28 protein-coding genes are annotated in these 24,722 nt (G+C 71.3%); 15 read left to right on the top strand and 13 right to left on the bottom strand.

What is annotated here, in order from left to right:
* Nucleotides 1-29: 29 nt before the first annotated feature.
* Nucleotides 30-611 carry a cupin domain-containing protein gene (locus ACSHV8_RS17050; protein ID WP_436534167.1) on the top strand — a complete coding sequence of 194 codons (582 nt, stop codon included), beginning with the start codon at nt 30-32 and terminating at the stop codon, nt 609-611.
* 13 nt (nt 612-624) lie between these two features.
* On the opposite strand, the gene ACSHV8_RS17045 is transcribed toward ACSHV8_RS17050, so the two are convergent.
* Nucleotides 625-2,070, bottom strand: a complete 1,446-nt coding sequence (locus tag ACSHV8_RS17045; protein WP_436534166.1) for an aldehyde dehydrogenase family protein — start codon at nt 2,068-2,070, stop codon at nt 625-627.
* A gap of 43 nt (nt 2,071-2,113) precedes the next feature.
* Here ACSHV8_RS17045 and ACSHV8_RS17040 point away from each other — a divergent pair, with 43 nt between their 5' ends.
* The gene (locus tag ACSHV8_RS17040) at nt 2,114-2,653 is read left to right on the top strand and encodes a hypothetical protein (protein WP_436534165.1); all 540 of its coding nucleotides are present in this window, start codon (nt 2,114-2,116) and stop codon (nt 2,651-2,653) included.
* Here the strand turns inward: ACSHV8_RS17040 and ACSHV8_RS17035 are convergent.
* Entirely contained in the window at nt 2,650-3,306 is a 657-nt protein-coding gene (locus ACSHV8_RS17035; protein ID WP_436534164.1) for a winged helix-turn-helix transcriptional regulator, read from the bottom strand. The genes ACSHV8_RS17040 and ACSHV8_RS17035 overlap by 4 nt on opposite strands.
* A gap of 74 nt (nt 3,307-3,380) precedes the next feature.
* Here ACSHV8_RS17035 and ACSHV8_RS17030 point away from each other — a divergent pair, with 74 nt between their 5' ends.
* Nucleotides 3,381-4,784: a DHA2 family efflux MFS transporter permease subunit gene (locus ACSHV8_RS17030; protein ID WP_436534162.1), complete on the top strand. Its 1,404-nt coding sequence runs from the start codon at nt 3,381-3,383 to the stop codon at nt 4,782-4,784.
* A gap of 5 nt (nt 4,785-4,789) precedes the next feature.
* On the top strand, nt 4,790-5,143 hold the full coding sequence (locus ACSHV8_RS17025) for a VOC family protein (protein WP_436534160.1): 354 nt from the start codon (nt 4,790-4,792) through the stop codon (nt 5,141-5,143).
* Here the strand turns inward: ACSHV8_RS17025 and ACSHV8_RS17020 are convergent.
* Complete coding sequence (locus ACSHV8_RS17020; protein WP_436534158.1) at nt 5,086-6,057, bottom strand: DMT family transporter; 972 nt, start codon at nt 6,055-6,057, stop codon at nt 5,086-5,088. The two genes, ACSHV8_RS17025 and ACSHV8_RS17020, sit on opposite strands and share 58 nt — an antisense overlap.
* A 72-nt stretch (nt 6,058-6,129) precedes the next feature.
* Here ACSHV8_RS17020 and ACSHV8_RS17015 point away from each other — a divergent pair, with 72 nt between their 5' ends.
* Entirely contained in the window at nt 6,130-7,017 is an 888-nt protein-coding gene (locus ACSHV8_RS17015; RefSeq protein WP_436534156.1) for a LysR family transcriptional regulator, read from the top strand.
* On the opposite strand, the gene ACSHV8_RS17010 is transcribed toward ACSHV8_RS17015, so the two are convergent.
* Nucleotides 6,992-7,867: a hypothetical protein gene (locus ACSHV8_RS17010; protein ID WP_436534154.1), complete on the bottom strand. Its 876-nt coding sequence runs from the start codon at nt 7,865-7,867 to the stop codon at nt 6,992-6,994. The two genes, ACSHV8_RS17015 and ACSHV8_RS17010, sit on opposite strands and share 26 nt — an antisense overlap.
* Nucleotides 7,868-8,032: 165 nt before the next feature.
* Between ACSHV8_RS17010 and ACSHV8_RS17005 the strand changes: the two genes are divergently transcribed.
* Nucleotides 8,033-8,158: a hypothetical protein gene (locus ACSHV8_RS17005; protein ID WP_436534152.1), complete on the top strand. Its 126-nt coding sequence runs from the start codon at nt 8,033-8,035 to the stop codon at nt 8,156-8,158.
* Between the two features lie 5 nt (nt 8,159-8,163).
* Here the strand turns inward: ACSHV8_RS17005 and ACSHV8_RS17000 are convergent, their stop codons facing one another.
* Entirely contained in the window at nt 8,164-9,069 is a 906-nt protein-coding gene (locus tag ACSHV8_RS17000; protein ID WP_436534150.1) for a helix-turn-helix transcriptional regulator, read from the bottom strand.
* Between the two features lie 54 nt (nt 9,070-9,123).
* Here ACSHV8_RS17000 and ACSHV8_RS16995 point away from each other — a divergent pair, with 54 nt between their 5' ends.
* Complete coding sequence (locus ACSHV8_RS16995) at nt 9,124-9,480, top strand: VOC family protein (RefSeq protein ID WP_436534148.1); 357 nt, start codon at nt 9,124-9,126, stop codon at nt 9,478-9,480.
* 399 nt (nt 9,481-9,879) lie between these two features.
* On the opposite strand, the gene ACSHV8_RS16990 is transcribed toward ACSHV8_RS16995, so the two are convergent.
* Nucleotides 9,880-10,611, bottom strand: coding sequence for a DUF7873 family protein (locus ACSHV8_RS16990; RefSeq protein WP_436534146.1), 732 nt, complete (start codon nt 10,609-10,611; stop codon nt 9,880-9,882).
* Between the two features lie 205 nt (nt 10,612-10,816).
* Between ACSHV8_RS16990 and ACSHV8_RS16985 the strand changes: the two genes are divergently transcribed.
* Nucleotides 10,817-11,005 carry a hypothetical protein gene (locus ACSHV8_RS16985; protein WP_436534144.1) on the top strand — a complete coding sequence of 63 codons (189 nt, stop codon included), beginning with the start codon at nt 10,817-10,819 and terminating at the stop codon, nt 11,003-11,005.
* Here the strand turns inward: ACSHV8_RS16985 and ACSHV8_RS16980 are convergent, their stop codons facing one another.
* Nucleotides 11,006-11,845, bottom strand: coding sequence for an alpha/beta fold hydrolase (locus tag ACSHV8_RS16980; RefSeq protein ID WP_436534142.1), 840 nt, complete (start codon nt 11,843-11,845; stop codon nt 11,006-11,008).
* A 113-nt stretch (nt 11,846-11,958) separates the two neighbouring features.
* On the opposite strand from ACSHV8_RS16980, the gene ACSHV8_RS16975 reads away from it, so the two are divergent.
* Entirely contained in the window at nt 11,959-12,960 is a 1,002-nt protein-coding gene (locus ACSHV8_RS16975) for an alcohol dehydrogenase catalytic domain-containing protein (protein WP_436534140.1), read from the top strand.
* Nucleotides 12,961-12,984: 24 nt separating this feature from the next.
* A complete protein-coding gene (locus tag ACSHV8_RS16970) occupies nt 12,985-13,479 on the top strand; it encodes a hypothetical protein (protein WP_436534138.1) in 495 nt (164 codons plus the stop codon).
* On the opposite strand, the gene ACSHV8_RS16965 is transcribed toward ACSHV8_RS16970, so the two are convergent.
* Nucleotides 13,466-14,077 (bottom strand): NAD(P)-dependent oxidoreductase, encoded by a 612-nt coding sequence (locus ACSHV8_RS16965; RefSeq protein WP_436534136.1) that lies wholly within the window; start codon nt 14,075-14,077, stop codon nt 13,466-13,468. The genes ACSHV8_RS16970 and ACSHV8_RS16965 overlap by 14 nt on opposite strands.
* A 98-nt stretch (nt 14,078-14,175) precedes the next feature.
* Between ACSHV8_RS16965 and ACSHV8_RS16960 the strand changes: the two genes are divergently transcribed.
* Complete coding sequence (locus tag ACSHV8_RS16960) at nt 14,176-14,544, top strand: winged helix-turn-helix transcriptional regulator (protein WP_436534134.1); 369 nt, start codon at nt 14,176-14,178, stop codon at nt 14,542-14,544.
* A gap of 45 nt (nt 14,545-14,589) precedes the next feature.
* A complete protein-coding gene (locus ACSHV8_RS16955; protein WP_436534132.1) occupies nt 14,590-15,528 on the top strand; it encodes an AAA family ATPase in 939 nt (312 codons plus the stop codon).
* A gap of 17 nt (nt 15,529-15,545) precedes the next feature.
* Here the strand turns inward: ACSHV8_RS16955 and ACSHV8_RS16950 are convergent, their stop codons facing one another.
* Genes ACSHV8_RS16950 through ACSHV8_RS16940 form a run of 3 tightly spaced genes read right to left on the bottom strand, consistent with a single transcriptional unit; the run spans nt 15,546 to nt 18,178 of the window.
* On the bottom strand, nt 15,546-16,511 hold the full coding sequence (locus ACSHV8_RS16950; protein ID WP_436534130.1) for an SIS domain-containing protein: 966 nt from the start codon (nt 16,509-16,511) through the stop codon (nt 15,546-15,548).
* 9 nt (nt 16,512-16,520) lie between these two features.
* Complete coding sequence (locus ACSHV8_RS16945) at nt 16,521-17,567, bottom strand: hypothetical protein (protein ID WP_436534129.1); 1,047 nt, start codon at nt 17,565-17,567, stop codon at nt 16,521-16,523.
* On the bottom strand, nt 17,564-18,178 hold the full coding sequence (locus tag ACSHV8_RS16940) for a TetR/AcrR family transcriptional regulator (RefSeq protein WP_436534127.1): 615 nt from the start codon (nt 18,176-18,178) through the stop codon (nt 17,564-17,566). The genes ACSHV8_RS16945 and ACSHV8_RS16940 overlap by 4 nt, the downstream gene beginning before the upstream one ends.
* A 79-nt stretch (nt 18,179-18,257) precedes the next feature.
* Between ACSHV8_RS16940 and ACSHV8_RS16935 the strand changes: the two genes are divergently transcribed.
* The 3 genes from ACSHV8_RS16935 to ACSHV8_RS16925 are packed head-to-tail and all read left to right on the top strand — an operon-like array spanning nt 18,258 to nt 22,355.
* On the top strand, nt 18,258-19,520 hold the full coding sequence (locus ACSHV8_RS16935; protein WP_436534125.1) for a glycosyltransferase: 1,263 nt from the start codon (nt 18,258-18,260) through the stop codon (nt 19,518-19,520).
* Entirely contained in the window at nt 19,517-20,905 is a 1,389-nt protein-coding gene (locus ACSHV8_RS16930) for an NAD(P)/FAD-dependent oxidoreductase (RefSeq protein ID WP_436534123.1), read from the top strand. The genes ACSHV8_RS16935 and ACSHV8_RS16930 overlap by 4 nt, the downstream gene beginning before the upstream one ends.
* 37 nt (nt 20,906-20,942) lie before the next feature.
* Complete coding sequence (locus ACSHV8_RS16925) at nt 20,943-22,355, top strand: aldehyde dehydrogenase family protein (protein WP_436534121.1); 1,413 nt, start codon at nt 20,943-20,945, stop codon at nt 22,353-22,355.
* Between the two features lie 78 nt (nt 22,356-22,433).
* Here ACSHV8_RS16925 and ACSHV8_RS16920 read toward each other — a convergent pair whose 3' ends face one another.
* Entirely contained in the window at nt 22,434-23,579 is a 1,146-nt protein-coding gene (locus ACSHV8_RS16920) for a tetratricopeptide repeat protein (protein ID WP_436534120.1), read from the bottom strand.
* A 78-nt stretch (nt 23,580-23,657) separates the two neighbouring features.
* Entirely contained in the window at nt 23,658-24,665 is a 1,008-nt protein-coding gene (locus ACSHV8_RS16915; protein ID WP_436534118.1) for a LacI family DNA-binding transcriptional regulator, read from the bottom strand.
* Nucleotides 24,666-24,722: the final 57 nt, after the last annotated feature.

The raw sequence follows: 24,722 nt of genomic DNA, 5'->3' as shown, positions 1-24,722 counted from the left end.
GCGGATCTTGCGCGGGGCGGGAGGGGCAGATGGCAGGCCAGGTGCGACGGGTGGCCCAGCCGCCCGCGAGCAGCGCGGCGATCGGCGGGCGCCTGCGCTCGGCACGGCAGGCCCGCGGCCTGACCCTGCAGCAGGTGGCCGACGCGACCAGCCTGAACAAGGGCTTCATCAGCCGCCTGGAACGGGACGAGGTCTCCCCGTCGGTGGCGTCGCTGGTGTCGATCTGTGAGGTGCTCGGGATCCGGGTCGGCGAGCTGTTCGAGCCGCCGCCGACATCCCTGGTCCGGGCCGGGGAGGGCCGCCCGATCAACTTCGGCGGCAGCAACGTGAGCGAGCTGCTGCTGACGCCCGGGACCCAGACCCACCTGCAGGTGATCCATTCGACCGTCGAGGCCGGCGGCGGTGGGGGCGCGGAGCTCTACACCCTCGATTGCGAGGTCGAGTTCGTGTACGTGGTGCGCGGGCGCCTGCAGATCACCCTCGGCAGCGAATCCGTGCTGCTCGATGCCGGGGACGCCTTCACGTTCCCCGGCCGCGAGCCGCACACCTGGTCGAACGCCGGGGACGGCGCCGAGTGCGAGGTCGTCTGGGTGCTGGCCCCGGCGCCCTGACCGCGCCGGTCGGTCAGCGGCCCGGCCCGCCGATGATCACGGTCTGCAGCTCGGTGAACGTGTCCATCGGGTGCGGCCCGCCGACCCGTCCGAGCCCGCTGTCCGACCCGGCCCGCCCGCCGAACGGCAGGTGGCTCTCCCAGTAGTTGGTCGACTCGTTGATGTTGACCCACCCGGTGCGCACCGCGTCCGCGAAGTCCAGCCCGCGCCGCAGATCTTCCGTGTAGATCGCGGCCAGCAGCCCGTACCGCGACGCGTTGGTCAACTCGATCGCCTCGTCCAGGCCGCCGATGCTCACCACCGGCGCGATCGGCCCGAACGTCTCCTCGGTCGCCGCCAGTGCGTTCGCCGGCACCCCGGTGAGGACCGTCGCCGGCCAGTACAGATCGGTCGGGAACCCGCTCGCCGGAGCCCCGCCGGTGCGGACCCGGGCTCCACGGTCGACGGCGTCGGCCACGTGCTCGGCCATCTTGGCCGCCACGGCCGGATTGTTCAGCGGCCCCATCGTCGTCGCCTCGTCGAACGGATCACCGAGCCGGATCCGCTCCTGCACGGCCGCTACCAGCCGGGCCGCGAACTCGTCGTGCACCGCCTCGTGCACCAGCAGCCGCTCCCCGGCCGTGCAGCTCTGCCCCGCACACAGGAAACACGCGGCCAGTGCCCCCTCGACGGCCCGGTCCAGGTCGGCGTCCTCGAGCACGACGAGCGGCCCGTTCCCGCCCATCTCCAGCAGGGTCGCCTTGCCGGCCGCGGCCTGCGCGACCAGACGGCCGGTGGCGGTCGAGCCGATGAACGCGACCGCGTCCACGCCCGGATTCGCCGCGATCTCGTTGCCGACCAGCGGCCCCGGGCCGGTGACCAGGTTCAGCACGCCGGGCGGCAGGTCGGCCTCGGCGAGACAGCCGGCCAGCGCGATGGCCGAGACCGACGTGGACGGTGCGGGCGTCCAGACCACCGTGTTCCCGGACGCCAGTGCGGGCGCGATCAGCTCGGCCGGCATCGTGTACGGCCAGTTCCACGGGGTGATCACCCCGACCACGCCGCGCGGGCGCCGGACCAGCAGCGCCCGGGTGCCCGCGCCGGACGACGGCGGCAGCAGTCCGCCGAGCCGTTTGGCGTCCTCGGCCGCCATCCGCCAGTAGACGATCAGCTCGTCGACCTCGTCGTTCGCCTCGCCCAACGGTTTGCCCTGGTCGAGCGTGAGCGTGCGGGCCAGCGTCCCGCGCCGGCCCTCGATCACGTCGGCGACCCGATGCAGGAGGGCGGCCCGATCGAAGACGGACATCCGGGCCCATCCGGCGGCGGCCCGTCGCGCCGCGGTGATCGCCTCGCGCGCATCCGTACGGTCGCCGTCGGGCACCGACCCGATCACCTCACCGGTCGCCGGGCTCGTCGCCGCACTGACCGATCCTGATCGCGCGTCGCACCACGTGCCGCCGACGAACATCCGTAGATCCATTCCTGGACGTTAATCGCTGGACGCGGCCTGGGAGGATTTCGACATGCGCAAGATTCCCACCGTGTTCCGGCGTGACCCGGACGACCGCAAGCGGGTGCTGCCCGAGGCCGAACCCTCCTGCGCGTGGGTGCTCGCCGGCGAGGGCGTCGCGACCAGGAAATATGACGGAACCTGCGTGCTGCTCGACGACGACGGCGTGTGGTGGGCGCGCCGCGAGGTCCGTCCCGGCCGGACCCGCCCGCCCGGCTACCGGCCGGTCATGACCGACGAGAACACCGGCAAGACCGTCGGCTGGGAGCCGATCGCCCAGTCGTCCTACGCCGCCTGCCACTTCGAGGCGGTGGCCCGCTCCGGGTCGTGGACGCCCGGTACCTATGAGTTGATCGGACCCAAGATCAACGGCAATCCGGAGCGTACGGCCGGTCACGAGCTCGTCGCCCACGCGGAGGCCGACCGCTTCGACGTCCCCCGCGACCTGGCCGGCCTGCGCGAGTGGATCCTGGCCCACCCGCAGTTCGAGGGCCTGGTCTTCCACCACCCGGACGGCCGCCGAGCCAAGATCAAGCACCGCGACTTCGCCTAGGCGGGCACCGGACCGACCGGGCTCGGGAACAGCTGGAGGAACGTCTCCAGCAGCTCCCGCTGCCCGGTCAGCTCGACCAGGCCGCACTTGGCGGCCTGCAGCAACGCCCGGTAGGACGGCAGGTCCTCCGGCTGGAACGTGATCACCAGATCGGCCCCGGCCGGGTGCGGACCGACCCCGACCGCCAGCTTCCCGTCGGTGACCCGCACGTTCAGCACGATGTCGGCGGCGCGGATCTCCCAGGACGCCGTCCGGCCGGCGGCCGCCCCCGCGTCGAAGACCGCCCGCAGCGTCATCGCCAGCGACTGCGGCGTGACGATCTCCCCGGGCCGGGGGTCGCCCATCTGGGTGGCGCCCCACCGCCCCAGCGCGAGCAGCGCCGGCTCCAGCTCATGACCGGTAGTGGTCAGCGCGTAGACGACCCCGCGCTGCGGTGCCGGCGCGATCCGCCGCTCGACCAGGCCCGCCTGCTCCAGCTCCTTGAGCCGGGTCGAGAGCACGTTCGTCGGGATGCCCGGCAGGCCCTCGATCAGGTCGGTGTACCGCCGCGGGCGGACCGCCAGGTCGCGGACGACGAGCAGGGCCCAGCGCTCGCCGACGAGTTCCAGAGCGCGGGCCAGGCCGCAGTACTGCCCGAAATCGCGTGTTCGCACGCACTGAACGTAGCAAACTTCGTACGCAAAAGCGCACTTGTTTTTTTGCAGTTGACTTGTTTATGGTCTCGGCCATGACCCATCAGCTCGGGGTGGCGCCGCCACCGGGGATCGTGCGGCCGCGCGCGATCCTCACGGTCCTCTCGCTTGCCGCATTCATGGCGAGCCTGGACCTGTTCATCGTCAACGTCGCCTTCGACAAGATCGGCGAGAGCTTCGGCGGGACGTCGATCGGCGACGTGAGCTGGGTGTTGAACGCCTACGCGATCGTCTACGCGGCCCTGCTCGTGCCGCTCGGACGCCTGGCCGACCGGGCCGGGCGCAAGCCGACTTTCCTGGCCGGTCTGGCCGTGTTCACCCTGGCCAGCGTGCTGTGCGCGGTCGCGCCGGGCCTGTGGTGGCTGGTCGCGTTCCGGGTGCTGCAGGCGGCCGGCGCGGCGGCGCTCACCCCGACCTCGCTCGGGCTGCTGCTGGCCGCCGTCCCGGCCGAGAAACGGCTGGCCTATGTCCGGATCTGGTCAGCCGCCGCCGGGCTCGCGGCCGCGGCCGGCCCGGTCTTCGGTGGCCTGCTCGTCGCCGCCAGCTGGCGCTGGGTGTTCCTGGTCAACCTGCCGGTCGGGATCGTCGCGCTGATCGCGGCCCGCCGGATCGTGCCGGACTCCCGCGACCCCGCGGTCACCAGAATCCCCGACCTGGCCGGGGCCGGGCTGCTCACCGCCGGGGTCGGCGCGCTGGCGCTGGCCATCGTGCGCGGCGGCGACTGGGGCTGGGGGAGCCGCGCGACGATCGTGTCGTTCGCCGTCGCCGGGCTGCTGCTGGCCTGGTTCGTGCAGCGGGCCGAACACCACCCGGTGCCGATCGTCGACCCGGCCCTCTACCGGGTGCGCAGCTTCGCCTCGGCCAACGTGGCGATGGTCCTTTTCGGTCTCGGACTCTCCGGATACCTGCTGCTGCTCGTGCTCTGGCTGCAGAACGTCTGGCACTGGTCGACGATCACCACCGGGTTCGCGGTCGCACCCGGGCCGGTCATGGTCCCGCTGGTGACCGTCATCGTGCAGCGGGTCGCGCACCGGGCCCCGGCGGCGGTGCTGGCCGGGCTGGGCTGCCTGGCCTTCGCGGCCGGGACGGTCGTGACGCTGACGCTGGTCGGACCGGACGGCGGGCACTACGCGACCGAGCTGCTGCCCGGCCAGCTGCTGTCCGGCATCGGCATCGGGCTGGCCCTGCCGACGCTGCTCTCCTCGGCCACCCACGACCTGCCCCCGCACCGGGCCTCGACCGGCAGCGGCGTGATCAACATGGCCCGGCAGATCGGGCTGGTGCTCGGCGTCAGCATCGTGGTCGCGATCGTCGGGGCGCCCGTCTCCTACGCGGCCACCCACCACTCATTCGTGCAGGCCTGGTGGGTGATGGCCGGGGCCGACCTGGCCGCCGCCGTGGCCTGCCTCGGTATGTCCCCGCTCTCGAACAGGAAGTGACGATCATGTCCAGCACAGTTCTCGGTACCACCTTCGACGCCCGCGACGCCGCCGCCGTCGCCGCCTTCTGGGCCGCGGCCCTCGGCCGGGCCGTGGCCGACGGCGCCGGTGAAGGCTTCGCCGTGGTCGAGCCCGACCCGGCCGTGCCCGGCTCGCGGATCGGCTTCCACCAGGTGCCGGAGGAGAAGAAGGTCAAGAACCGGATGCACTTCGACCTGGCCACCGGCGACCTGGGAGCCGAGGTCACCCGGCTGCTCGACCTCGGCGCCACCAAGCTGAACGAGGTCAGCGGACGCCTGAACTACGTGACCCTGGCCGACCCGGAGGGCAACGAGTTCGACGTGATCGCCGTCGGCTGATCCGGTTCGGCCACCCGGTCGAGCCGCTCGTGGCCGCGCCCCTCCGGCGTGGCCACGAGCGCCCGGGCCCGGTTCTCCACACGCTGGCCGTAATACGTGCCGGCCAGCACCAGCCCGATACCGGCCACGGCGACCACGGTCAGGTGCTCACCACCCAGGAGCAGGCCGAACAGGACCGCCCAGACCGGCTCGGTGCCCAGCAGCAGACTCGCCCGGGACGCCGACGTGCGCCGGATCGCCCACAGCTGCACCACGAACGCGAACACACTGCAGCCCAGCGCCAGATAGACGACGGCCAGCCACTGCGGCGGCCCGTAGGACCAGGGGACGGCGACCAGCGCCGGAGCGAACAGAACCGCCCCGGTCAACGTCTGCAGGGACGTCAAAACCCCCGAGTTGTACGGACGGTCCCGTGTCAAGTGCGCCGACAGCGTCACGTGCACGGCCCGGATCACCGCGGCGCCCAGCATCAACGCGTCCCCCACGGTCGGCGGGCGCAGACCCGGTCCGGCCACCAGCAGCACCACGCCCAGCGTGGCCGTGGCCGCGGCCAGGAAGAACGAGCGCGGCAGCCAGCGGCGGGAGACGAGACCCTCCAGGATCGGGGTCATCAGGATGGTCAGGCTGATCAGCACGCCGGCGTTGGTGGCGCTGGTGCGCGAGACGCCGTACGTCTCGATCAGCAGGACCGACGCCTGGGTGACGCCCAGCAGGATGCCGGTGCCCAGCTCAGGCCGGGTGATCCGCCGGACGGCGAGGATCGGCAGCATCGCTGCCGCCGAGATCAGGAAGCGCATCGCCAGCAGGACCAGCACGCCACCGGCGACCGCCAGGGTCTTCGCGGTCAGGTAGCTGCTGCCCCAGACGACGGCGACGGCCAGCAGGAGCAGGTCACCGATACGGGTTGTCGACACAGGGCGAGCCTCGGGGACACTGATCCGGTAGACAAGAGGCCAACCGGTGAATCGACGATGTAGTGGAGCCTGATGGATCCGCACCACCTGCGGCTGTTACGCGAGCTCGGCGACCGGGGGAGTGTCGCCGCGGTCGCCCGCGCGCTGCACATCACGCCGTCCGCGGTGTCCCAGCAGTTGAACACCCTGCAACGGTCGGCCCGGGTCCCGCTGACCGAACGCAGCGGCCGCCGGCTCGTCCTGACCGAGGCCGGCCGGGCCCTGGCCGCCGCCGCGGTCGAGGTGATGACCGCCCTCGACCGGGCCGAACGCGCGGTCGGCGACTACCTGGACGACCCGTCGGCCCCGGTCACCGTCTGCGCGTTCCACAGCGCCGCCCTCACCTGGTTCCCGCCCCTCGTCCAGCGGCTCGGGCAGGTGCGCTGCGCCGACGAGGACGTCGCCCAGGCCGACTTCCCGGGCCTGGTCGGCGACTACGACCTGGTCGTGGCCCACCGGCTGGCCCAGCATCCGCCCTGGCCGGCCGACCGGGTGACCGTGGTCCCGCTGATCCACGAGCCGATCTACGTGGCCATGGCCGCCGGCTCACCCCTCGCCGCGAAACCACGGCTGACCGCCCGCGACGTGGCCGCCGAACCGTGGATCAGCACCCACGAGGGCTTCCCGGTCGGCGGGGTGCTGACCGCGATCGCCGCCGCGGCCGGCCGCCCCCTCGACGTCGCGCACCGGATCAACGAGTTCACCGTCGTCGCGTCGATGGTCGCCTCCGGCGCCGGGCTGGCCCTGCTGCCCGGCCGCACCTCGGTCCCCGACCCGCGCCTGGTGCTGCGACCCCTGTCCGACCTGCCGGCCGGCCGCTACATCGACGTGCTCACCCGCCCGGAAACGCTGCACCGGGCCGCCGTCCGCACCGTGCTCGACGCGTTGCGGACGATCAGCCGTGGCGATGATGCTTCTTGACGTACGTGTACCCGGGCTCCAGATCCTCGTCGATCTGCTCGTTCTCCAGAGCCCGCTGGTAGGCGGCCATCTGCTTCTCCGACGGTTGCGCCCCCGGCGGCAACTTGCGGATGAACCCCTTCACCCAGTGCTCCCGCCGATCGGCGTGCTCGCCGTCCTCGTCGTCGTCCGGGTCGTTCGGGTGCGGCGCCGGATCGACCAGCGGCGCGTAGAACAGCAGGTCCACCGGCTCCTCCCCGTCCACCTCGGGATACGACGGATGTCCGGTCGCGTCCACGCTGCCGGCCACCCGGGTGATGTAGCCCTCGCGGATCAGCTGCTCCACCGCGTTCTTCAGCAGGAACGCGCCCTTCTGCCCGCGGCCCAGCCCGGCCTGCTTGGCGAGGGACTCCTCCGGGAAGACGGCGCTGCCGTCGTCGAAGACCCGGCCCAGCTTGCGGATCGCCTTCAACACCTGCCCCCGGTTCGACGGGCGCGGATCGAAGTCACGGGTGACGACCTTCGGATCGAACTCGTGGTAGTAGTTGACCCCGTCGATCCGCAGCGGATCCTCCAGCACCTTGGTCCGCATCACCACCGCGTCACGTCCCTGCTGCCAGGAGATGGTGACGAACATGCCGCTCTGCACCCCGGTCGGCCAGGCGATCCCGGTGAACCGCCAGTCGATGTCCTGCTCCAGGGACGCCTCGAACACCTCGCGCGACGGCGTGACCCCCTTGATCCGGTGCTCCAGCACGACCATCACCGGATCCCGCCCGGCGAGCGCCTCGGCGATCTCCTCCGGGACGGCACACACCGAACCTTCGAGCTCAGCCCGGCGCAGAGTGATCCGGCGAGTCACCGTACGCATGGTTCCCTCCCGTTACCGCAGCTCAGATGACGATGCTCGCACGCCCGGAAACCGGCCGGCCGCGCGACCCGTGGTCACCCGGCCGCGCTGGCGTTCTGGCGTACCGCGTCCGGTGATCCGCCGGCGGCGCCGGCCGTGGGGCGTCTGGACCGGGACCCCGGGCCGATGTCGGAAACGGTGGACGCTCTGCTGCTCGCCGGGCACGGATCGGCCCGGCCCGCCGCTGGTCTGGCGGAGACCGATCGGGTGCGGGATCGCATCCGCGAGGTGGTGCGACGACTGCGGCGGTGAGCCGATCACGCCGGCGGGTCGTCGCGGGCGGCCGACTCGGCGAGCTGGGTGGCGAAGGCGGCGACCAGATCGCGCAGCTCGTGCGGCCGGTCGATGACGAACGGGCGGTTGAGCGAAGCCAGCACCGACGGCACCCACTCCAGGCTCTCCACCCGCATCTCCACGCGCAGCCACGGCCCGTCACCCGGGTGGATCACCGCCAGGCTGGGCGGCAGGCGGCGCCGGATCTGGGCCTCGGTGGCCTGGACGCGCAGGTGGATCTCGTGCCGGTAGGGGGCGGTGGCGAACCCGGCGAGCATCCGTTCGGCCGGGTCGAAGCCGGCCGGCGGGTCGAACGAGCCGGGCAGCCCCCGCACCTGCTCGATGCGATCCAGGCGGAAGGTCCGCAGCTCGTCGAGGTCGGGGTCGAGGCCGGTCACGTACCAGCGGCCGTTGTGCGTGACGATCCCGTACGGGAAGAAGGTCCTTGATCCCAAGCGAACCGGCTGATGATCCCGGACCGCGGCCGCCAGCGGCAGGAGGATCGCCCCGTCGGGCGCGGCGGCGGCCGGAGCGGTCGAGGTCAGCGTGTCCCGCAGTGCGTCGAGGCGCTGCGGGAGGACCCGGCGCAGCTTGGCCGCGGCCGTTTCCGCAGCCGTGCTGGACTGCCCGGTCAGCCCGAGCAGCACGGCCAGGGCCTCGTCGTCGCCGAGCATGAGGGGCGGCAGCCGATGCCCCCGCGCGAGCCGATACCCGCCGTAACGCCCGCGCACCGATTCGACGGGAATGTCCAGGTCGATCAGGTGCTGGACGTAGCGCCGCACGGTCCGCGCGTCGACGCCGAGCCGTTCGGACAGGTCGGCCAGGGTGCGCACGCCGCCGGACTGCAGCAGCTCCAGCAGGGTCAGCACACGCGCGGTCGGCCTGGTCACATCGCCGACAATACTGGGCGGATTCTGTCCAGTATCCGGCCTAGCGTCGTCGGCATGAACTTCGTATCCACCCGAGTCATCACCGCCGACGTCGCCCGCCTGATCGCGTTCTACGAGCAGGTCACCGGCATTCCGGCCAATAGTTTCACGCCCGAGTTCGCGGAGATCAACACGCCGCGGGCGACCCTCGCGATCGCGGGGACCTCGACGATCCCGGGTTTCGTGCGGCCCGACGAGAAGATCCTCGAATTCCTGGTCGACGACGTGGACGCGATCCGGGCCGAGGCCATCATGCCGCCGACCACGATGCCGTGGGGCAACCGGTCGATGCTGCTGCGCGACCCGGCCGGGAACCTGGTCAACCTGTTCACGCCGGTCACGCCCGAGGCGAAACGCAAATTCGGGGTCTGACCAAGAATTGGTGAGCCCCCGCGGAATGGCCATCCGCGGGGGCTCCGCTTACCACTGAATTGCACACACCGGCACGTTTAAGGGCGGGTTCATTCTCAGGACAGCGTGTTTTGCCTTTAAACTACCGCCGCTCGAAGCGCGGCGGGCAGGAGTTGAACCCGCATCCGCTGTCGTCGTCCCAACCCGTTCGATCCGGTGATCAGTGGTGAATGCTGACATTGGAGCGAGAATCTGAGTCTTAAACCGGCTGCCTCTGCCATTTGGGCCACCCCCACCCGACAAATGTGGGGGCGGGAATCGAACCCGCACTGTCACCGGCGTGATCAGCTTCAACTTCAGTTGTCAGCTTGTGCGCCGCATCGGGCGCATCCCCGCGCTCCCACGGGGAGTCTGTGTGTCCTATCCGAACAGGAACCCGAAGACGGCCGCGCCGATGCGCTCGTCGGTGACCTCGGTGTTGTTGGCTTCCTCGCGCGCGAACTTGACCGCCGTCTGCAGCGCGATCACCCGGTCGAGGAGCTCGTTGACCCGCTTGGCCGGCAGCGCCCCGGAGAACTTCACGGTCGTCCAGTAACCGACCGTCACATCCTCGTAATACACCTCGACCTGGGCCGGGTGCTTCTCGGTGGCCTCGGCCTTGACGTGGTTGCGCGGCACCTTCTTGGTCCGGTTGGTCCGGACCGGCTCGGTGCGCCAGCTGTCGGTCGAGTCGTCGCGCACCCAGGACTCGGCGGCGTCCAGCACCGGCAGCTTCTTCACGAACGTGTGCAGGTCGACGAGCTGCTTCTCCAGGAAGAGGAGGTAGGTCACCGGCACCTGAGCGGCGATCGTGCGCCCGTCGACGACCACGTCGGCGCGGGCCACACAGTTCGTCCAGTCCTTCGTCGCGGTCACGTCGAACAGTCGCGTCAGCGTGCTGCCGACGTCACGCAGAATGTCCTCGGCCTTGATCTGCACCCGGGTCGACTCGGCGGGCAGCTGCTCGCCCTCTTCGTCCTTCGGCTGATAGGTGCGCGAGATACCGGCCAGTGGCGCGGTCTTCTGCAGGGCGTGGTGGGCGTCGCTCAGATCAGCGAACGCCTTGCTTTTGACGCCTTTCTCCACGGCGATGATCTGGTTCAGCTTAGGCACGATGCCCCCTTTCCGCCGCGAACCCTAGCACCTCTCGCCAACCTCCCCCGAGCGGTTTTCCACAGCCTTCGGCACACCAATTCTCCGGTACGGATCAAGCCCGATCGAGTTCGCGGAGAAGTGCCGTCGTCCGATCTCGCTCGGCGACCGTTCCGAACGGTGCCCCGACGAACTCGGTGACCCCCGCCTCCGTCAATCGCCCCAGGTGAAGAGCCACCGACTCCTCATCGCCGACGACCGCCACATCGCCCCGTCACCCCGCTCGGCCGCGTGGCGCGGGCGCAGGACGGCGATCTCGGCCAGCACCTCGTCGGCGGCGGTCGCGTGCCGGGCGAACTCGGTGAGCGGCCGCAGCGGCGCGCTGTGCCTGCTCTACGACCGCTTCCGGAAGTGATCAGTGCGGGGACTCGGCTGAGGTGCGCCGCATGAAACCGGCCAGCCGCCCGGCGATCGCCTCTGGCGCGTTCAGGTCGGGCGCGTTGTGGTCGAGACCGTCGATGATCTCGAACCGGGCGTCCGGAATGATCTGTGCGAGCCTCGGAAGAACGATCTGGAGGTACGGCGGAGTCTGACTCCCGCCCAGCAGCAGGGTGGGGCAGGTGATCGCCGCGTAGCGGGACCCGTCCGAGTCGAGACGCACCACCTCGCCGATCTCGCGGGGCGTGGTCGCCATCATCGCCCTGGTGTCCGGCCCGTCCGAGCCGTGCAGCAGCAGGAACGCCAGCAGCCGGAACGCGAGCCCGGGCGCGTTCCCGAGCGGCGACAGCCGGGTGTCGCGCAGGAACGTGGCCATCGCCGCGTGGTGGCGTCCCCGGTCGAGCAGTTCGGTGAACCGGGGCAGCCAGGCCGCCGGGAACGATCCGTCGATGCTGACGCCCGGGTCGAAGACGGCGAGCGCGACCGGCGGCCGGAGCAGCGCCGCGTGCAGCCCGATCAGCCCGCCGTAGCTGTGCCCGAACAGCCAGGTCGCGCCGCGGGCGGCCATCACCGCGGCCACGTCCTCGGCTTCCCGGTCGATGCCGTAGTCCGGTCCCTGCGGCCCGCTGCGGCCCCGGCCGCGCCGGTCGATGACGGTCACCCGGTAGCTGCCGGCGAGCAGTTCGGCCAGCTGGGTGTAGTGGTGGGCCCGCCGATTGTTGCCGGGGACGATCACCAGGCCCGGGCCCACGCCGTACTCGATGAAGGTGATTGTTGTTCCGTCCTCGGAGGTGACGCTCCCGCTCATCGCATCCATGGCCGCAGAGTGACCGATCCGACTGGCATCGCGCTGGCACGTCCCTGACACGGACAGACCGGATTCGTGGTACGCATTTGATCAAGGAATGTCGAAAGTCGGAGGAATCGGAAATGCTGGCTGGCCGTCTGAACGTGTCCACCGGGAAGTTCGCCGTCGAGGAGGTGGACGAGCCGCACGCCGGGCCCGGCCAGGTCCGGATCGCGGTGCGGGCGGCCGGGGTGTGCCTCTCCGACGTGCACCTGATCCAGGGCATGCTCAAGCCGCTCTACCTGGCCGGTGACACGGTCACGCTCGGCCACGAGACGGCCGGGGTGATCGACGAGGTCGGCGCGGGCGTCACCGGGCTGACCATCGGCGAGCGGGTGCTGCTGCAGGCCGGCGAGATCAGCAACGGCACCGTGCTGACCCGCGGCGTCGACTACGACGGCGGCTGGGCCCAGTACGCGGTCTCCAGCGCCGGCACCGTGGTCCCGCTGCCCGACACGCTCTCGTTCGAGCAGGCCTGTTTCATCCCGGACGCCGTCTCCACCCCGTGGGCGGCGATCACCGGAACCGCCGGCGTGCAACCGGCCCGCGCCGTCGGCGTGTGGGGTGTCGGCGGGCTCGGCGCGCACGCCGTGCAGCTGCTCCGGATGGTCGGCGCCGCCCCGATCGTCGCGGTCGACCCGCTGCCCGGTGCCCGCGAGCGCGCCCTGCAGTTCGGCGCCGACCTGGCCCTCGACCCGGCCGACCCGGAGTTCGCAAGCCTGATCGGGGAGGCCACCGGCGGCACCGGGCTGGCGTTCGCGTTCGACTTCGCCGGCGTCCCGGCCGTACGTGTGCAGGCTTCTCGCAGTCTGGCCCGGTGGGGCAAACTGATCCTGGTCGGGCTCACCGACCAGCCGCTCACCATTCCCGACGGCACCCGGTTCAGCTACCTGGAGCAGCAGGTCCGCGGGCATTACGGCTCCGGCCCGGAGAGCGTCCTGGAGCTGTTGTCCCTGGTCGCGCTGAACCGCATCGAGTTCTCCCGCTCGGTCAGCGGGATCCTGCCCCTGGCCCAGGCGGCCGAGGCGGTGCGGCAGCTCGACCAGAAGGAAGGTAATCCGATCCGGTTGATCCTCGTGCCCTGAGCGGGAATACGCGACCATGGATCGGTGAGCAAAACCAGGTCGATCGGCTGCTATGGGGGACCGCCGCCGGATCTTCCGGACCCGGTCCGCGAGATCTGGGCGTACGACGGCGCCCTGTCGATTCTGCTCGGCCAGCTTCTGCGCGATGTCGAGGGCATCCCGCCCGAGCATCGGCCGGGCTGGTGGGATGCCCGCGTCGAGGAGCTGCGCACCCAGGCCATGTTCAGCGACCTGTTCTTCGACGTGGCGCTCGGGCTCGCCCCCGACGACCGTGAGGATCTGGCCGAGCTGTTCGAGGAGACCGCGGCCCGGCTGCGGGACCGGCCGCCCCGCACGCCCGGCCAGGCCGACGACTGGCACCTCGTCTTCCGCGGCGATCATGCGTACGACGTGGGGCCGATCGCCGAGCTCGGCCAGGCCCTGGGCGAACTGTTGCGGGGCACCCTGGCCGCGCCGCCGCCCGGCACCCTGTGGCTCTACGGGTCACCGGGCGGGCGGACGACGATCAGTCCACGTTGAAGACGGTCGCGCGCCGGCCGTGCAGGGTCGGTTTCTCGATCTCGTCGACCACGGCGACGGCCAGATCCGCGTACGACAGGTGCCCGTCCACGAACGCCTCCCCGCCCGTCTCGTAGCGACCCAGCCGTGCCGCTTCCACCGACAGTTGCATCGGCGGGGTCAGCATCACCCAGTCGGCGTCGGAGGCTTTCAGCCGTTGCACCCCGGCCGCGTGCGCCTGAGCGAACGCGCGGAACTGCTCCGGCAGCTCGTCCGCGCCGTCCAGGTTGCTGACCAGGCCGATCGCCACGATCCGGTCCACCTTCGAGGCGACCAGGGCGTCGACCGCCTTGACGAAGAAGTCCGGGTCGAGGGCCAGTTTCGCGAGATCCTCCGGCCCGGAGGCCGGGCTGACCGCGTTGACCGCGGCGTCGTGCCCGGCGACGATCGCGGCCACGCTGTCGGGGTCGGTGATGTCGCCGCGGACGGCGTTGTCGATGTCGGGATGCCGTTGTGGATCGCGAAGGACGGCGACGACCTCATGCCCGCGGCTCAGGGCCTCGGTCCGGATGGCCCGGCCGGCGCGTCCACCCGCGCCGAAGATGACGATGCTGCTCATGAGCCAGGACGCTAGGCCGCCCACCCCCGGTTACCGCAACGGAACCGGCTCTGACCTGGTGTTTCTCAGTCCTGGCGGCTCGGCGATAGGCTCGCCGCATGAGTGCCGGTCTGAAGCCCGACATGTTCGACCCCGCCTGCCCGACCACGGTCATGCCGTTCCAGATCGGCGACAAGTGGACCGCCATGGTCGTCCTCTGCCTCGAAGACGGGCCGCGCCGCTTCACCGAGCTGCGGGTCCCGTTGCGCCGGGTCACCCCGAAAGTCCTGTCCGAGACGCTGCGTTCCATGGAACGCGACGGACTGATCAACCGATTCGCGTACGACGAGAATCCGCCCCGCGTCGAGTACTCGCTGACCCCGCTCGGCCGCAGCCTGCTCACGCTCGTCGACGCGGCCCGCTCCTGGTGCACGGACCACATGGACGACCTGGTCGCCGCCCGGGAGGCTTATACGCGCTCCGCGTAACCCGGGGGAGTGCATGTCACGCCGGCCTCCGTCGAGAATCGACGCATGGACGATCTGTTGGCCGAGACCCCGGCGTTGACCCGGTTGCGCTGGTTGCTCGCGGGCCTCGACGGCCGGTGGCCCGCGGATGTCGACGACTTTCTTGATCCCACGTTTGCTGCTCGGGTCGGCGGCTGGCCTTATTTTCGCGACGTGACGGACACGCGGGCGGCCAGGTTCGCCCCGATCCGCGTCGTCGGCGTCGACACCGACGGGCTGTCGGCCACCGCCCGCTTCCGCACCCGCGACGACGAGCTGTTCGTGTCGCACGTGGAGGTTTCCGCCGAGGCGCCGCACCGGATCACCCTGACGCACACGCAGAGCTGGGTCCCGGACTACCTCACACCCGGCCTCCCGGCCGACTTCACCGGCGTGCCGATCCCGTCCGGCCCAGACGCGGCGCTGATCGTGTTCGGTGGTGTGCCCGGCAGCGGCAAGAGCGCCGTCTCCGAGCGGGTCGGGGCCGCGCTCGGCGTCCCCGTCTTCGCCCTCGACTGGCTGCTCGGCGCGCTCACCCCGTTCGGGATGCGGCACCGCGGCGACCTGATGGAGATGGGCGGTGAGCTGCTGACCACGCTGGCCTACCGGGAGCTGTCGGCCGGCCGCCCGGCGATCCTGGACACCACCAGCGAGGACCCGGCCTTGCGAACGCGCTGGGCGAGTCTGGCGTCGGCGGCCGGTGCGGCGTTCGTCCCGGTGGTCTGCCGGTGTGTGGACGCGGACCTGCACCGCGAGCGGGTGGAGACCCGGGTCCGCGGCATCCCCGGCTGGGCCGACGCCGGCGACTGGCCGAACGCGAGCGCCCGCCTCGCCGCGTTCCCACCCTGGCCGGACGCCCTGTTCGTCGACACGGCCCGCCCGCTGGGCGAGTGCGTCGCGGCAGTGCTCGACCACGTCGATCGCCGCCGCCACGCCGCCGCGGGCCCTCGGCGTTCGCCCGGATAGCGGCCACGGTGTCCGGGCTATGCCGCGGCCCACCAGGTGGCGGCGAGGAGTTCGGCGATCAGGGTTTCGGTGAGGAGACGGACGTCCGGGTCGTCGTCGTGCGGGTAGCGGATGACGCCGGCCGCGCCGTCGATCGGAGCACCCACCGACAGCACCCGGGAGCCGCGCTGCCGGATCCACTCCATGGCCTGCTCGTCATAGCCGGAACCGGGGAAGAGCAGCGCACGATAATCGAGGGTCTTGGTCAGGTAGACGTCGACGTGCGCCCAGTCGCCGGTCTCGGTGGCGTCGGCCCGTCGGCGTGGGCCCTCGCGGACCATCAGCGCGGACTGCTCGGCCGACGAGATCCGCTCGGCCGGGGCGATCGTGTGGACGCCGTCCGGCCCGTCCAGGATCTCGTGGGCCATCGGCAGCCAGGAATCCCGATGATCGAGCAGGTGAGCGGTCGCCTCGGCGGCCCGGCGACACAGCTCGGCGACCGTTTTTGATCCGTCGATGCCGGTCAGTCGTGAGGTCAGTGTCAGCAGCAGCGCCAGCGTGTGCGTGAAGCTCCGGCACGCCACCCCGCCCTCCTCCACGCCGGCCCGCATCGGGACGGTGAGCAGGGCATCCTCGGCTATCGGGGGTACTCCGGCGACGTTGGTCAGCGCGACGATCGGCGCGATTCCACGGTAGCGCGCGGTCGCCTCGACGGTCTCGCGGCTCCCGCCACTGGCCGAGATCGCCACGACCAGTGTGTCCGGTTGTGGCGGCAGCGAGGCCGCGACCGACGCGTACTCCGCCCAGGCGTCGACGCCGACGGTCCGCAGCCGCAGTGCGGCCACCCGCGCCGCATACCTTGAACTGCCCATTCCCAAGATCAAAACCCGTCTTGGGTACGGCGTCAGCGGGGCGAACGGGTCGGCCGCGTCCAGCGAGCCGGCCAGGTCGAGCAGCGCCGACGGCTTCTGCTCCAGGTCGCGCAGGAACAGCGACGGGTCCACGAGGTCTCCTCAGTCGGCGAGTGGGTAGCGGCGGCGCAGGACTTCCATCGGGGCGTAGCGCCAGCGCGGCAGGAACCGGGCCGCGTACAGCAGCTCGCGACACTCCTGGGCGGTCTCGAATCCGAGCAGCAGGGCGTCGTCGAGGAGCGCGCCGGCGGGCGGACGGTACGCGGCCAGCAGCGCCGCCCGCTCCCGGGTGATCCACTCCCGCACGGCCACGCCGTACGCGTGCCCGGTCTGCTTGTTGGCGATCGCCGCCACGTGTTCAATGCTGGTCAGCAACTGGGCGACGTCGCGGGCGGCCGGTTCGAGGAGATCCTGCGGGGCGGCCGGGTTGCCGTCGAAGTCGATCACCGCGTAGCCGTCGTCCCACCGCAGGATCTGCCCGACGTGCAGGTCACCGTGCAATCGTTGGACCGCGGTGGGGCCCGGCGGCAGGGTCAGGTCGGCCCGGATCCGGCCGGCCCGGGCGGCCAGCCACGAGCCGTCCTCACCGTCGACCAGGTCCAGCGCCTGATCGAACGCCCGCCGGCCCTGATCCATCCAGCCGGCCGTGCCGGACGTCGCGACCGGGGTGGGCAGCACCGACGACGGGGTGGCCAGGGCGACGTGCAACTCGCCGGCCAGCGCTCCGAGCGGCGTGCCGATGGCGGCCGGCGGTCCGCCGTCCAGCTCGGCCAGCAGGTCGTTCGTGGCCCACTCCCAGCCGTCCAGCGCGCCGGGCAGGAAGCCGGTGACGAGCGCGCGCAGGTCGGTGCCGCGGTAGAGGGCCGCGTACGGGCGAGGCGTGCGGGCGAAACCGACCTCGGCCAGGTGTTCGAGGAGTTCGGGGGCGCGCTGGGGTGCGGGCAGCGGCGGGGACAGCCATTTGACCACGACGTGCTCGCCGACGACGACCGAGCGGTGGGTCTGGTCGACGGTGATCGCGCGCTCGGTCAGGGACCCGGGCAGCGCGAGCGGCGGCCCGGGGAAGATGCGCAGCTCGTCGGGCGGCGGGACGGCCGCGCCGGAGGCGAGGACCCGGACCAGGCCGGCCGACCCGGTGGTGGCGGTCACGATCGGCCCCGCAGGGGGTTGCCGGTGACGCCGCGGGCGTAGCTCAGGATCAGCTCCTCGGCCTCGGCGACGCCGATCGTGGGGTGCCGGGCGACGATCCGGTAGCCGTAGGCGTCCTCGAGAGCCACCAGGTTGCGTCCGATGGTGATCGCCGTGTCGGTGAGCGTGAAGACGCCCTGGGCCACACCCGACTCCAGGATCGTCTGGTACATCGAGACCTGGCGGTCGAAGAGCGTGGTGAGCAGCGCGGCGTAGACGCGGTTGCGGCCGGCCGCGCCGCCGAGTTCGCAGAGCAGCCGCACGTCGGTGTCATCGGGCCCGCCGGGCAGGCCGGACTTGATCGTGACCAGCAGTTTCTCGACCGGGTCGGCGACCTCGGCCAGGCGGCGTACCCGCTGCTCGTAGAAGCGTTCCATGCCGGCGTGATGCGCGTCGAGCAGCAGGTCACGCAGGTCGGCGTAGTGGTAGAGGACGGCGCCGGAGGTCAGCCCGGCCTCGGCCGCGACCTGCTTGACCTGCACGCCGTCGGTGCCGTGCCGGACCATCGCGCGGCGGGCCGCCTCGATCAGGTCCTGCTGCCGGTCGGCCCGGCGCTTGCGAGAAGTCGTCATCGTTCTGTCTTCCGCTCTTGACGGGTGAGCCCCACCATATTTGAATCTCAGTTCAAATAGCCAGTCAGGTGGAGGGTCCATGCCCGAACGCGCGCTGACCATACTCTTCATGCCCGAGAGCGCCTACGGGCCGACGAACAACTGCATCGGGATCGGGGACATCCTGCGGCAGCGGGGGCATCGTGTCGTCTTCGCGGCCGAGGCGTCCTGGAAGGGCAAGCTGACCGCGCTCGGCTTCGAGGAGGACCTGGTCGACCTCGCGCCACCGGCCGAGGGGGATCAGGACGCGGGACAGTTCTGGAAGGACTTCATCCGCGACACCGCGCCGGAGTTCCGCAAGCCGACGATCGACCAGCTGGAGACCTGGGTCAAGCCGGTCTGGGAGGAGCTGATCACCGGCGCGAAGTACTGCCAGCCGCAGCTCCTGGAGATCATCGCGCGGGTCCGACCCGATGTGATCGTCGAGGACAACGTGGTGGCGTTCCCCGCGTTGAACACGGCCGGGGTGCCGTTCGTGCGGATCGTCTCCTGCAATCCCCTCGAAGTGAAGGGCTCCGGGATCGCACCGGTGTTCTCCGGGTATCCGCAGGACGATCCGTCCGGGTGGGACGACTTCCTGGCCGAATACGATCGGACGCACCGCCCGATGTGGGAGGCGTTCAACGAGTGGGTCGTCTCCACCGGCGCCCCCGAACTGCCCGACCTGGAATTCATCCACGAAGGCGCGCTCAACCTGTACGTGTATCCGCAGGAGGCCGACTACACCGACCGCCGGCCGCTCGACCCGACCTGGCACCGGCTCGACTCGTCGGTGCGTGAGACCGACGAGAAGTTCACGGTCCCCGACCTGCCGGGCTCCGGGGCCCTGATCTATTTCAGCCTGGGATCGCTCGGGTCGGCCGACGTCGCACTGATGCGCCGGGTGATCGGGACCCTCGCGGAGACGCCGCACCGCTACATCGTGTCCAAGGGTCCGCTGCACGACGAGATCGAGCTCGCCCCGAACATGTACGGGGCCGAGTTCCTGCCCCAGACGTCGATCCTTCCCCTGGTCGACCTGGTGATCACGCACGGCGGCAACAACACCACGACCGAGGCGCTGCACTTCGGGAAGCCGATGGTGCTGCTGCCGCTGTTCTGGGACCAGTACGACAACGCGCAGCGGATGGACGAGCTGGGCTTCGGGGTGCGGCTCGACACGTACAAGTTCACCGACGAGCAGCTCCACGCGGCTCTCGAAACCGCGCTCGGCCTGCGGGAACGGCTCGCGGCGGTCGGCGCCGGCATTCGTGAGCGGGATGGGCTGCGCAAGGCGGCCGATCTCATCGAGCGGCTTCCGTGACCACTGCGTCTCTGCGGGACGCGCAGCCGTCGGTCTACTGGACCTCCCGGTTCCCGGTCACCGAGACCGAGCCGGTTCCGGACGGGACCGCCGCCGACCTGGTGATCGTCGGCGGCGGGTTCACCGGGCTGTGGGCGGCGATCCAGGCCAAGCAGGACGACCCGGACGCCGACGTGCTGCTCCTGGAGGCGCGGCACGTCGGTCACGGGGCGTCCGGGCGCAACGGCGGGTTCGTCAGCGCCTCGCTCACCCACGGGCACGGCCACGGGATGGCGCGCTGGCCCGGGGAGTTCGACCGGCTCGTCGAACTCGGCCGGCGCAACCTGGCCGAGATCGCCCGGACCGTCGCCGACCACGGGATCGACGCCGACCTGCGGCTGGTCGGCAAGACCACGTTCGCGCTGGCGCCGCACCACCTCGGGGAACTGGCCGGGCTCGCGGCGCTGCACGAGCGCATCGGGGACAAGGTGACGCTGCTCGACGCCGAGGCGGCTCGCGCCGATGTGCGGTCACCGACGTACCTCGGCGGGCTCCGGATCCACGAGTCGGGTGGGATCGTGGACCCGGCGGCCCTCGTGGCCGGGCTGGCCGGGCTCGCGGACCGGCTCGGGGTGCGGCGCTACGACCGGTCGCCGGTGGTGGCGGTCCGGCGGGACGGGGGCGGGATCGTTCTCCGCACCCGATCGGGGTCGGTCCGGGCCGGGAAGGTGCTGATCGCGACCAACGCGTTCCCGTCGCCGCTGCGGCGGATCCGGCCGTGGGTGCTGCCCGTCTACGACCACGTGCTGGTCACCGAGCCGCTGTCGGCGAGCCGGTGGGCGTCGATCGGGTGGGCCGACCGGCAAGGAGTCACCGACAACGGGAACCAGTTCCACTACTACCGGCCGACCGCGGACGGGCGGATCCTGTGGGGCGGGTATGACGCCGTCTACCACTTCGGCGGGCGCGTCGATCCCGCCTACGAGCAGCGCGACACCACGCACGAACTGCTGGCCCGGCAGTTCTTCGAGACGTTCCCGCAGCTCGAAGGGGTGCGGTTCACGCATCGGTGGGGCGGGGTGATCGACTCGACGAGCCGGTTCACGCCGATCTTCGGGACCGCGATGGGCGGCCGCGTCGCCTACGCGGTCGGCTACACCGGGCTCGGCGTGGCGTCCTCCCGCTTCGGGGCCCGGGTCGCGCTCGACCTGCTGCGGGATGTGCCTTCCGAGCTGACCGAGCTTGCGATGGTACGGCGGCGAGGCGTCCCGTTCCCACCCGAACCCGTGCGGTGGCCGGTCGTCGCCCTGACCCGCCACCAGATGATCCGCGCCGACGCCAACGGTGGACGGCGGGGCGCGTGGTTGCGTCTGCTCGACCGCTTCGGCGTCGGCTTCGACAGCTGATTTCTCACTCCGTACGTAATCGGGAAAGGTCTCCCCCATGTCACCTCGCGTGATCGTCAATCCGGCCGATGGCGGCGTAGCCGCCGAGGTCGCGGACACCGACCCGGCCGACGTCGCCGCGGCGGTGGCGCGGGCCCGGGCCGCCTACCTGACGTGGAAGGACGTCACCCCCGGGGAGCGGGCCCGCGTGCTGCTCAAACTCGCCGACCTGGTCGAGGAGCACACGGCCGAGCTCACCGCCCTGGAGGTCGCCGAGACCGGCAAGCCGGTGCCGGTGTTCGCCGACGGCGAGCTGCCGTTCGCGGTCGACAACCTGCGGTTCTTCGCCGGCGGCGCGCGATCGCTGGACGGGACCGGCGCCGGAATGCTGTCCAGCGGCTACACGTCGATGCTGATCCGGCGGCCGATCGGCGTGGTCGGGGCGATCGCGCCGTGGAACTTCCCGCTGATCATGGCGATCTGGAAGATCGGACCGGCGATCGCGGCCGGCAACGCGGTGGTGATCAAGCCGGCGCCGCAGACCCCGCGCAGCACCCAGCTGCTGGCCGCGCTCGTGGAGAAAGCAGGCGCACCGGAAGGCCTGGTCACGGTCGTGACCGGGGGCGGCGACGTCGGCGAGGCCCTGGTCACCGACCCGGGCGTCGACATGGTCAGCCTGACCGGCTCGTCCGAGACCGGGCGGCGCGTCATGGCCGGGGCGGTGACCGGACTCAAACGACTGCACCTGGAACTCGGTGGCAAAGCGCCGGCCCTGGTCTTCGCGGACGCCGACCTGGGCGAGATGGCGGCCGGGGTGGCGATGGGCGCGACCTACAACACCGGGCAGGACTGCACCGCCGCCACCCGCGTCTACCTGCACCGCAGCGTCTTCGACGACGGGGTGGCGGCGCTGCGGGAACTGCTCGGCAAGATCCGGGTCGGCGACCCGTCGGCCGACGGGACCGACATCGGGCCGATGATCTCCGCCGCCCAGCGGGAACGGACCCACGGCTTCGTGACCAGGTCGGTTGCCGCCGGGGCGTCGGTGCTGACCGGTGGCGTGCCGCTGGACGGGCCCGGGTTCTACTACCCGCCGACGCTGATCGTGGACGCGGACCAGGCCAGCGAGGTCGTGCAGCGCGAGGTGTTCGGGCCGGTGCTGGTGGCGGTGCCGTTCGACGACGAGGACGAGGCGATCCGGCTGGCCAACGACACGCCGTACGGGCTCGCGTCGTCGATCTGGTCGCACGACGTGGCCCGGGCATTGCGGGTGTCGCATCAGCTGGACTTCGGGGTGACCTGGATCAACGACCACCTGCCGATCGCCTCGGAAGCACCGCACGGCGGGGTCAAGGGATCCGGGTTCGGCAAGGACATGAGCCAGGAGGCCATCCAGGAGTACTCGGTCACCCGCCACCTGATGATCAAACACGCCGCCCCGGCGCCCCACACGTCGTTCCGTCCCGCTTAGGCCGGCCTGGGGGCAGCGGAAGGCGTACAGCGCAAGGGGTTGGTCATTGCAACGGCGTTGTCGCAACGAGTTGCCCGGCTACGGAGCCTTCCGCTGGGCGAAGACGTCGGCCTCGGTGTAGCGGCCGGCCTCGTGGATCTCGTCGACCGTCATCCGGGGCACGATCGCGTGGGCCGCATGGATGCCGTCCCCGCTGCCCACGTCAAGCAGCTTCAGGTACCAGCGCAGTGCCTGGACAAGGTCGACCGGCCCGCCGTAGCCGTCGCGGTACCAGTCGGCGGCGGCTCGCATCGCGCCCTGGTGGCCTCCTTCGGCCGCGCGGACGTACCAGCTCAGGGCCTCGTCGTCCTCATCCAGTGCGCTGAGCCGGTCGCCCAGCACGGGATAGGCCGCGCGGACGCCGTCTTCGGCAGCGGCTCGAAGCCAGCGCACGGCGTCGGGGTGGTCGCCGAGAATCGATGCCACGTTGAGAGCGGCCCATGCGTCGCCGGCCTCGGCGGCCGCGCGGCACAGGGCGGCGGCCTGCTCGCGGTCTTCCTCGACGCCGGTGCCGTGGTGCAGCAGGAAGGCGTACGACCGTTGGGCGATCGGATCGTTCTGCGCCGCGGACACGGCCAGCAGCCGCGCTCCCTCGGCGGGCTCACCGAGGACGAAGGCCAGAATGACGCCGCGCATCGTCCGGGTACGCGTCGTGGCCTCGGACAGTCGCGGGGCGAGCAGCGCCAGCTCCCGGTTCGCCGGTTCGAAACCTTCGCGGGCGGCCTCCAGGTACCAGTGGGCGGCCTCGGCCAGGTCCACCCGGTGGTGGGCGAACATCGTTCCGAGGTCGTGGAGGGCGCGGGTGTCACCGGCGGCGGCCGCGGCCCGCCAGTGCGCCTCGGCCACGTCGTTGTCGACGGTCACGCCCTGCCCGGTCGCGTACATGATCCCGATCATGCGGCGGGCGCTCTTGTCGCCGAGCTCGGCGGCCCGCTCGTACCAGCGCAGCGCGGCCGGGTAGTCGTCGTGCCGGGCATGCCAGGCGCCCAGGTTGTAGGCGGCCTCGCCGTTGCCCAGCGCGGCCGCGCGCTCGTAGAACTCCGGCTTCCCGGCATTGTCGGCGAGCTGCCCGAGCGCCAGCAGCGCCCGGCCGTCCTCTCCGGCCCGCTGCAGATGCTCGCGCGCCGCGACCGGGTCGTCCCGCTGGATCGCCATCATCGCCAGGTCGTATTCCTGCCACGTCACGCGAACATCATCCCGCCATCCGGATCTCCGCAATCATCGCGTTCCGGTGAGCGGTTCGCCGCGCGCGGACCTGGGCGCTCAGGTGGAGGCCGGGTGGGTCGAGCCGCGGATCTTCAGGGTGGGGGTCGCCGTGTAGTTGCGGGGTTCGGTGCGGCCCTGCAGACGCTCCAGGAGCATCGTCGCGGCCTGGGCGCCCATCTCCACGCCTTCCTGGTCGATCGAGGTGAGGTTGATCAGGGGGTGGGCGGCGATGTCGGTGTTGTCGTAGCCGATGACGGCGACGCGTCGGCCGGACTCGGCGACCGCGGCCAGGACGCCCAGGGCGATGTCGTCGTGACCGGCGAAGATGGCCGTGGGTGGGTTCGGGCCGGCGAGGAGTTCCGCGGTGGTGCGCTGGGCGCTGCCAGGGCCGGCGTCGCGCCGGCCGATCTGGATCTGGTCGGTCAGACCGGCTTCGGCCATGGTCTCGTGGTAGACCGCCAGGCGGATCGCGTGCGGAACGCCGCTGCCGGGGACTGTCACGTTGGCAGGCTCGGTGAGGTGTGCGATGCGACGATGTCCCAGGTCCAGCAGGTGTGTCATGGCGATGCGGGCGCCCGTGCGGTCGTCGCCGACGACGGTGTCGTAGCTGCGCGGGCGGTCGTGGCGGCCGAGCATGACGGTCGGCACGCGGGTGGAGAGATCCTCCAGCCAGTCGGTGTTCACGTGAGGTGCGACCGCGATTATCCCGTCGACGATGCCGTCGGCCAGGGACTCGAACGTTCCGTACTCGGGGCTTTCGGTGGGGGCCAGGACCAGCTGGTAGGCGGTTCCGCTGATGGCTCGTTTGGCGCCTTCGACGATCTGGGTCATGAAGGCGCTCATGTACGGGATCTCCAGGCCGAGCCGGTAGCTGGATCCGCGCAGGGCCCGGGCGGCGACGCTGGGGCGGTAGCCGAGTTCTTCGATGGCGGCCTCGACCCGTTCGCGCATGGCCGGGCTGACCCCGTACGCGTTCCGGATGACCTTGGACACCGCGGCCCGCGACACCCCGGCCGTCTGGGCCACGTCACTGATGGTGACGGATCGCCCTTTCGTGATCGACATGCCCGCGAGTGTAGACCGCTCTCCGGGTTTTGAAACGTTTCGGAATCAGTCTTGTGG

It is taken from the genome of Actinoplanes sp. HUAS TT8 (genome assembly GCF_051380535.1).
GTDB lineage: Bacteria > Actinomycetota > Actinomycetes > Mycobacteriales > Micromonosporaceae > Actinoplanes.
This window is presented reverse-complemented; position numbering and strand designations above follow the sequence as displayed.

Coding starts and splice junctions, on each gene's coding strand:
- ACSHV8_RS16975 (WP_436534140.1), top strand. CDS start 11,959: ATGCTGGCTGGCCGTCTGAACGTGTCCACCGGGAAGTTCGCCGTCGAG.
- ACSHV8_RS16955 (WP_436534132.1), top strand. CDS start 14,590: ATGGACGATCTGTTGGCCGAGACCCCGGCGTTGACCCGGTTGCGCTGG.
- ACSHV8_RS17040 (WP_436534165.1), top strand. CDS start 2,114: ATGCGCAAGATTCCCACCGTGTTCCGGCGTGACCCGGACGACCGCAAG.
- ACSHV8_RS16915 (WP_436534118.1), bottom strand. CDS start 24,665: ATGTCGATCACGAAAGGGCGATCCGTCACCATCAGTGACGTGGCCCAG.
- ACSHV8_RS17025 (WP_436534160.1), top strand. CDS start 4,790: ATGTCCAGCACAGTTCTCGGTACCACCTTCGACGCCCGCGACGCCGCC.
- ACSHV8_RS17015 (WP_436534156.1), top strand. CDS start 6,130: ATGGATCCGCACCACCTGCGGCTGTTACGCGAGCTCGGCGACCGGGGG.
- ACSHV8_RS17010 (WP_436534154.1), bottom strand. CDS start 7,867: ATGCGTACGGTGACTCGCCGGATCACTCTGCGCCGGGCTGAGCTCGAA.
- ACSHV8_RS17050 (WP_436534167.1), top strand. CDS start 30: ATGGCAGGCCAGGTGCGACGGGTGGCCCAGCCGCCCGCGAGCAGCGCG.
- ACSHV8_RS16935 (WP_436534125.1), top strand. CDS start 18,258: ATGCCCGAACGCGCGCTGACCATACTCTTCATGCCCGAGAGCGCCTAC.
- ACSHV8_RS16960 (WP_436534134.1), top strand. CDS start 14,176: ATGAGTGCCGGTCTGAAGCCCGACATGTTCGACCCCGCCTGCCCGACC.
- ACSHV8_RS16965 (WP_436534136.1), bottom strand. CDS start 14,077: ATGAGCAGCATCGTCATCTTCGGCGCGGGTGGACGCGCCGGCCGGGCC.
- ACSHV8_RS16940 (WP_436534127.1), bottom strand. CDS start 18,178: ATGACGACTTCTCGCAAGCGCCGGGCCGACCGGCAGCAGGACCTGATC.
- ACSHV8_RS16995 (WP_436534148.1), top strand. CDS start 9,124: ATGAACTTCGTATCCACCCGAGTCATCACCGCCGACGTCGCCCGCCTG.
- ACSHV8_RS17045 (WP_436534166.1), bottom strand. CDS start 2,070: ATGGATCTACGGATGTTCGTCGGCGGCACGTGGTGCGACGCGCGATCA.
- ACSHV8_RS16925 (WP_436534121.1), top strand. CDS start 20,943: ATGTCACCTCGCGTGATCGTCAATCCGGCCGATGGCGGCGTAGCCGCC.
- ACSHV8_RS17005 (WP_436534152.1), top strand. CDS start 8,033: ATGTCGGAAACGGTGGACGCTCTGCTGCTCGCCGGGCACGGATCGGCC.
- ACSHV8_RS16980 (WP_436534142.1), bottom strand. CDS start 11,845: ATGGATGCGATGAGCGGGAGCGTCACCTCCGAGGACGGAACAACAATC.
- ACSHV8_RS17030 (WP_436534162.1), top strand. CDS start 3,381: ATGACCCATCAGCTCGGGGTGGCGCCGCCACCGGGGATCGTGCGGCCG.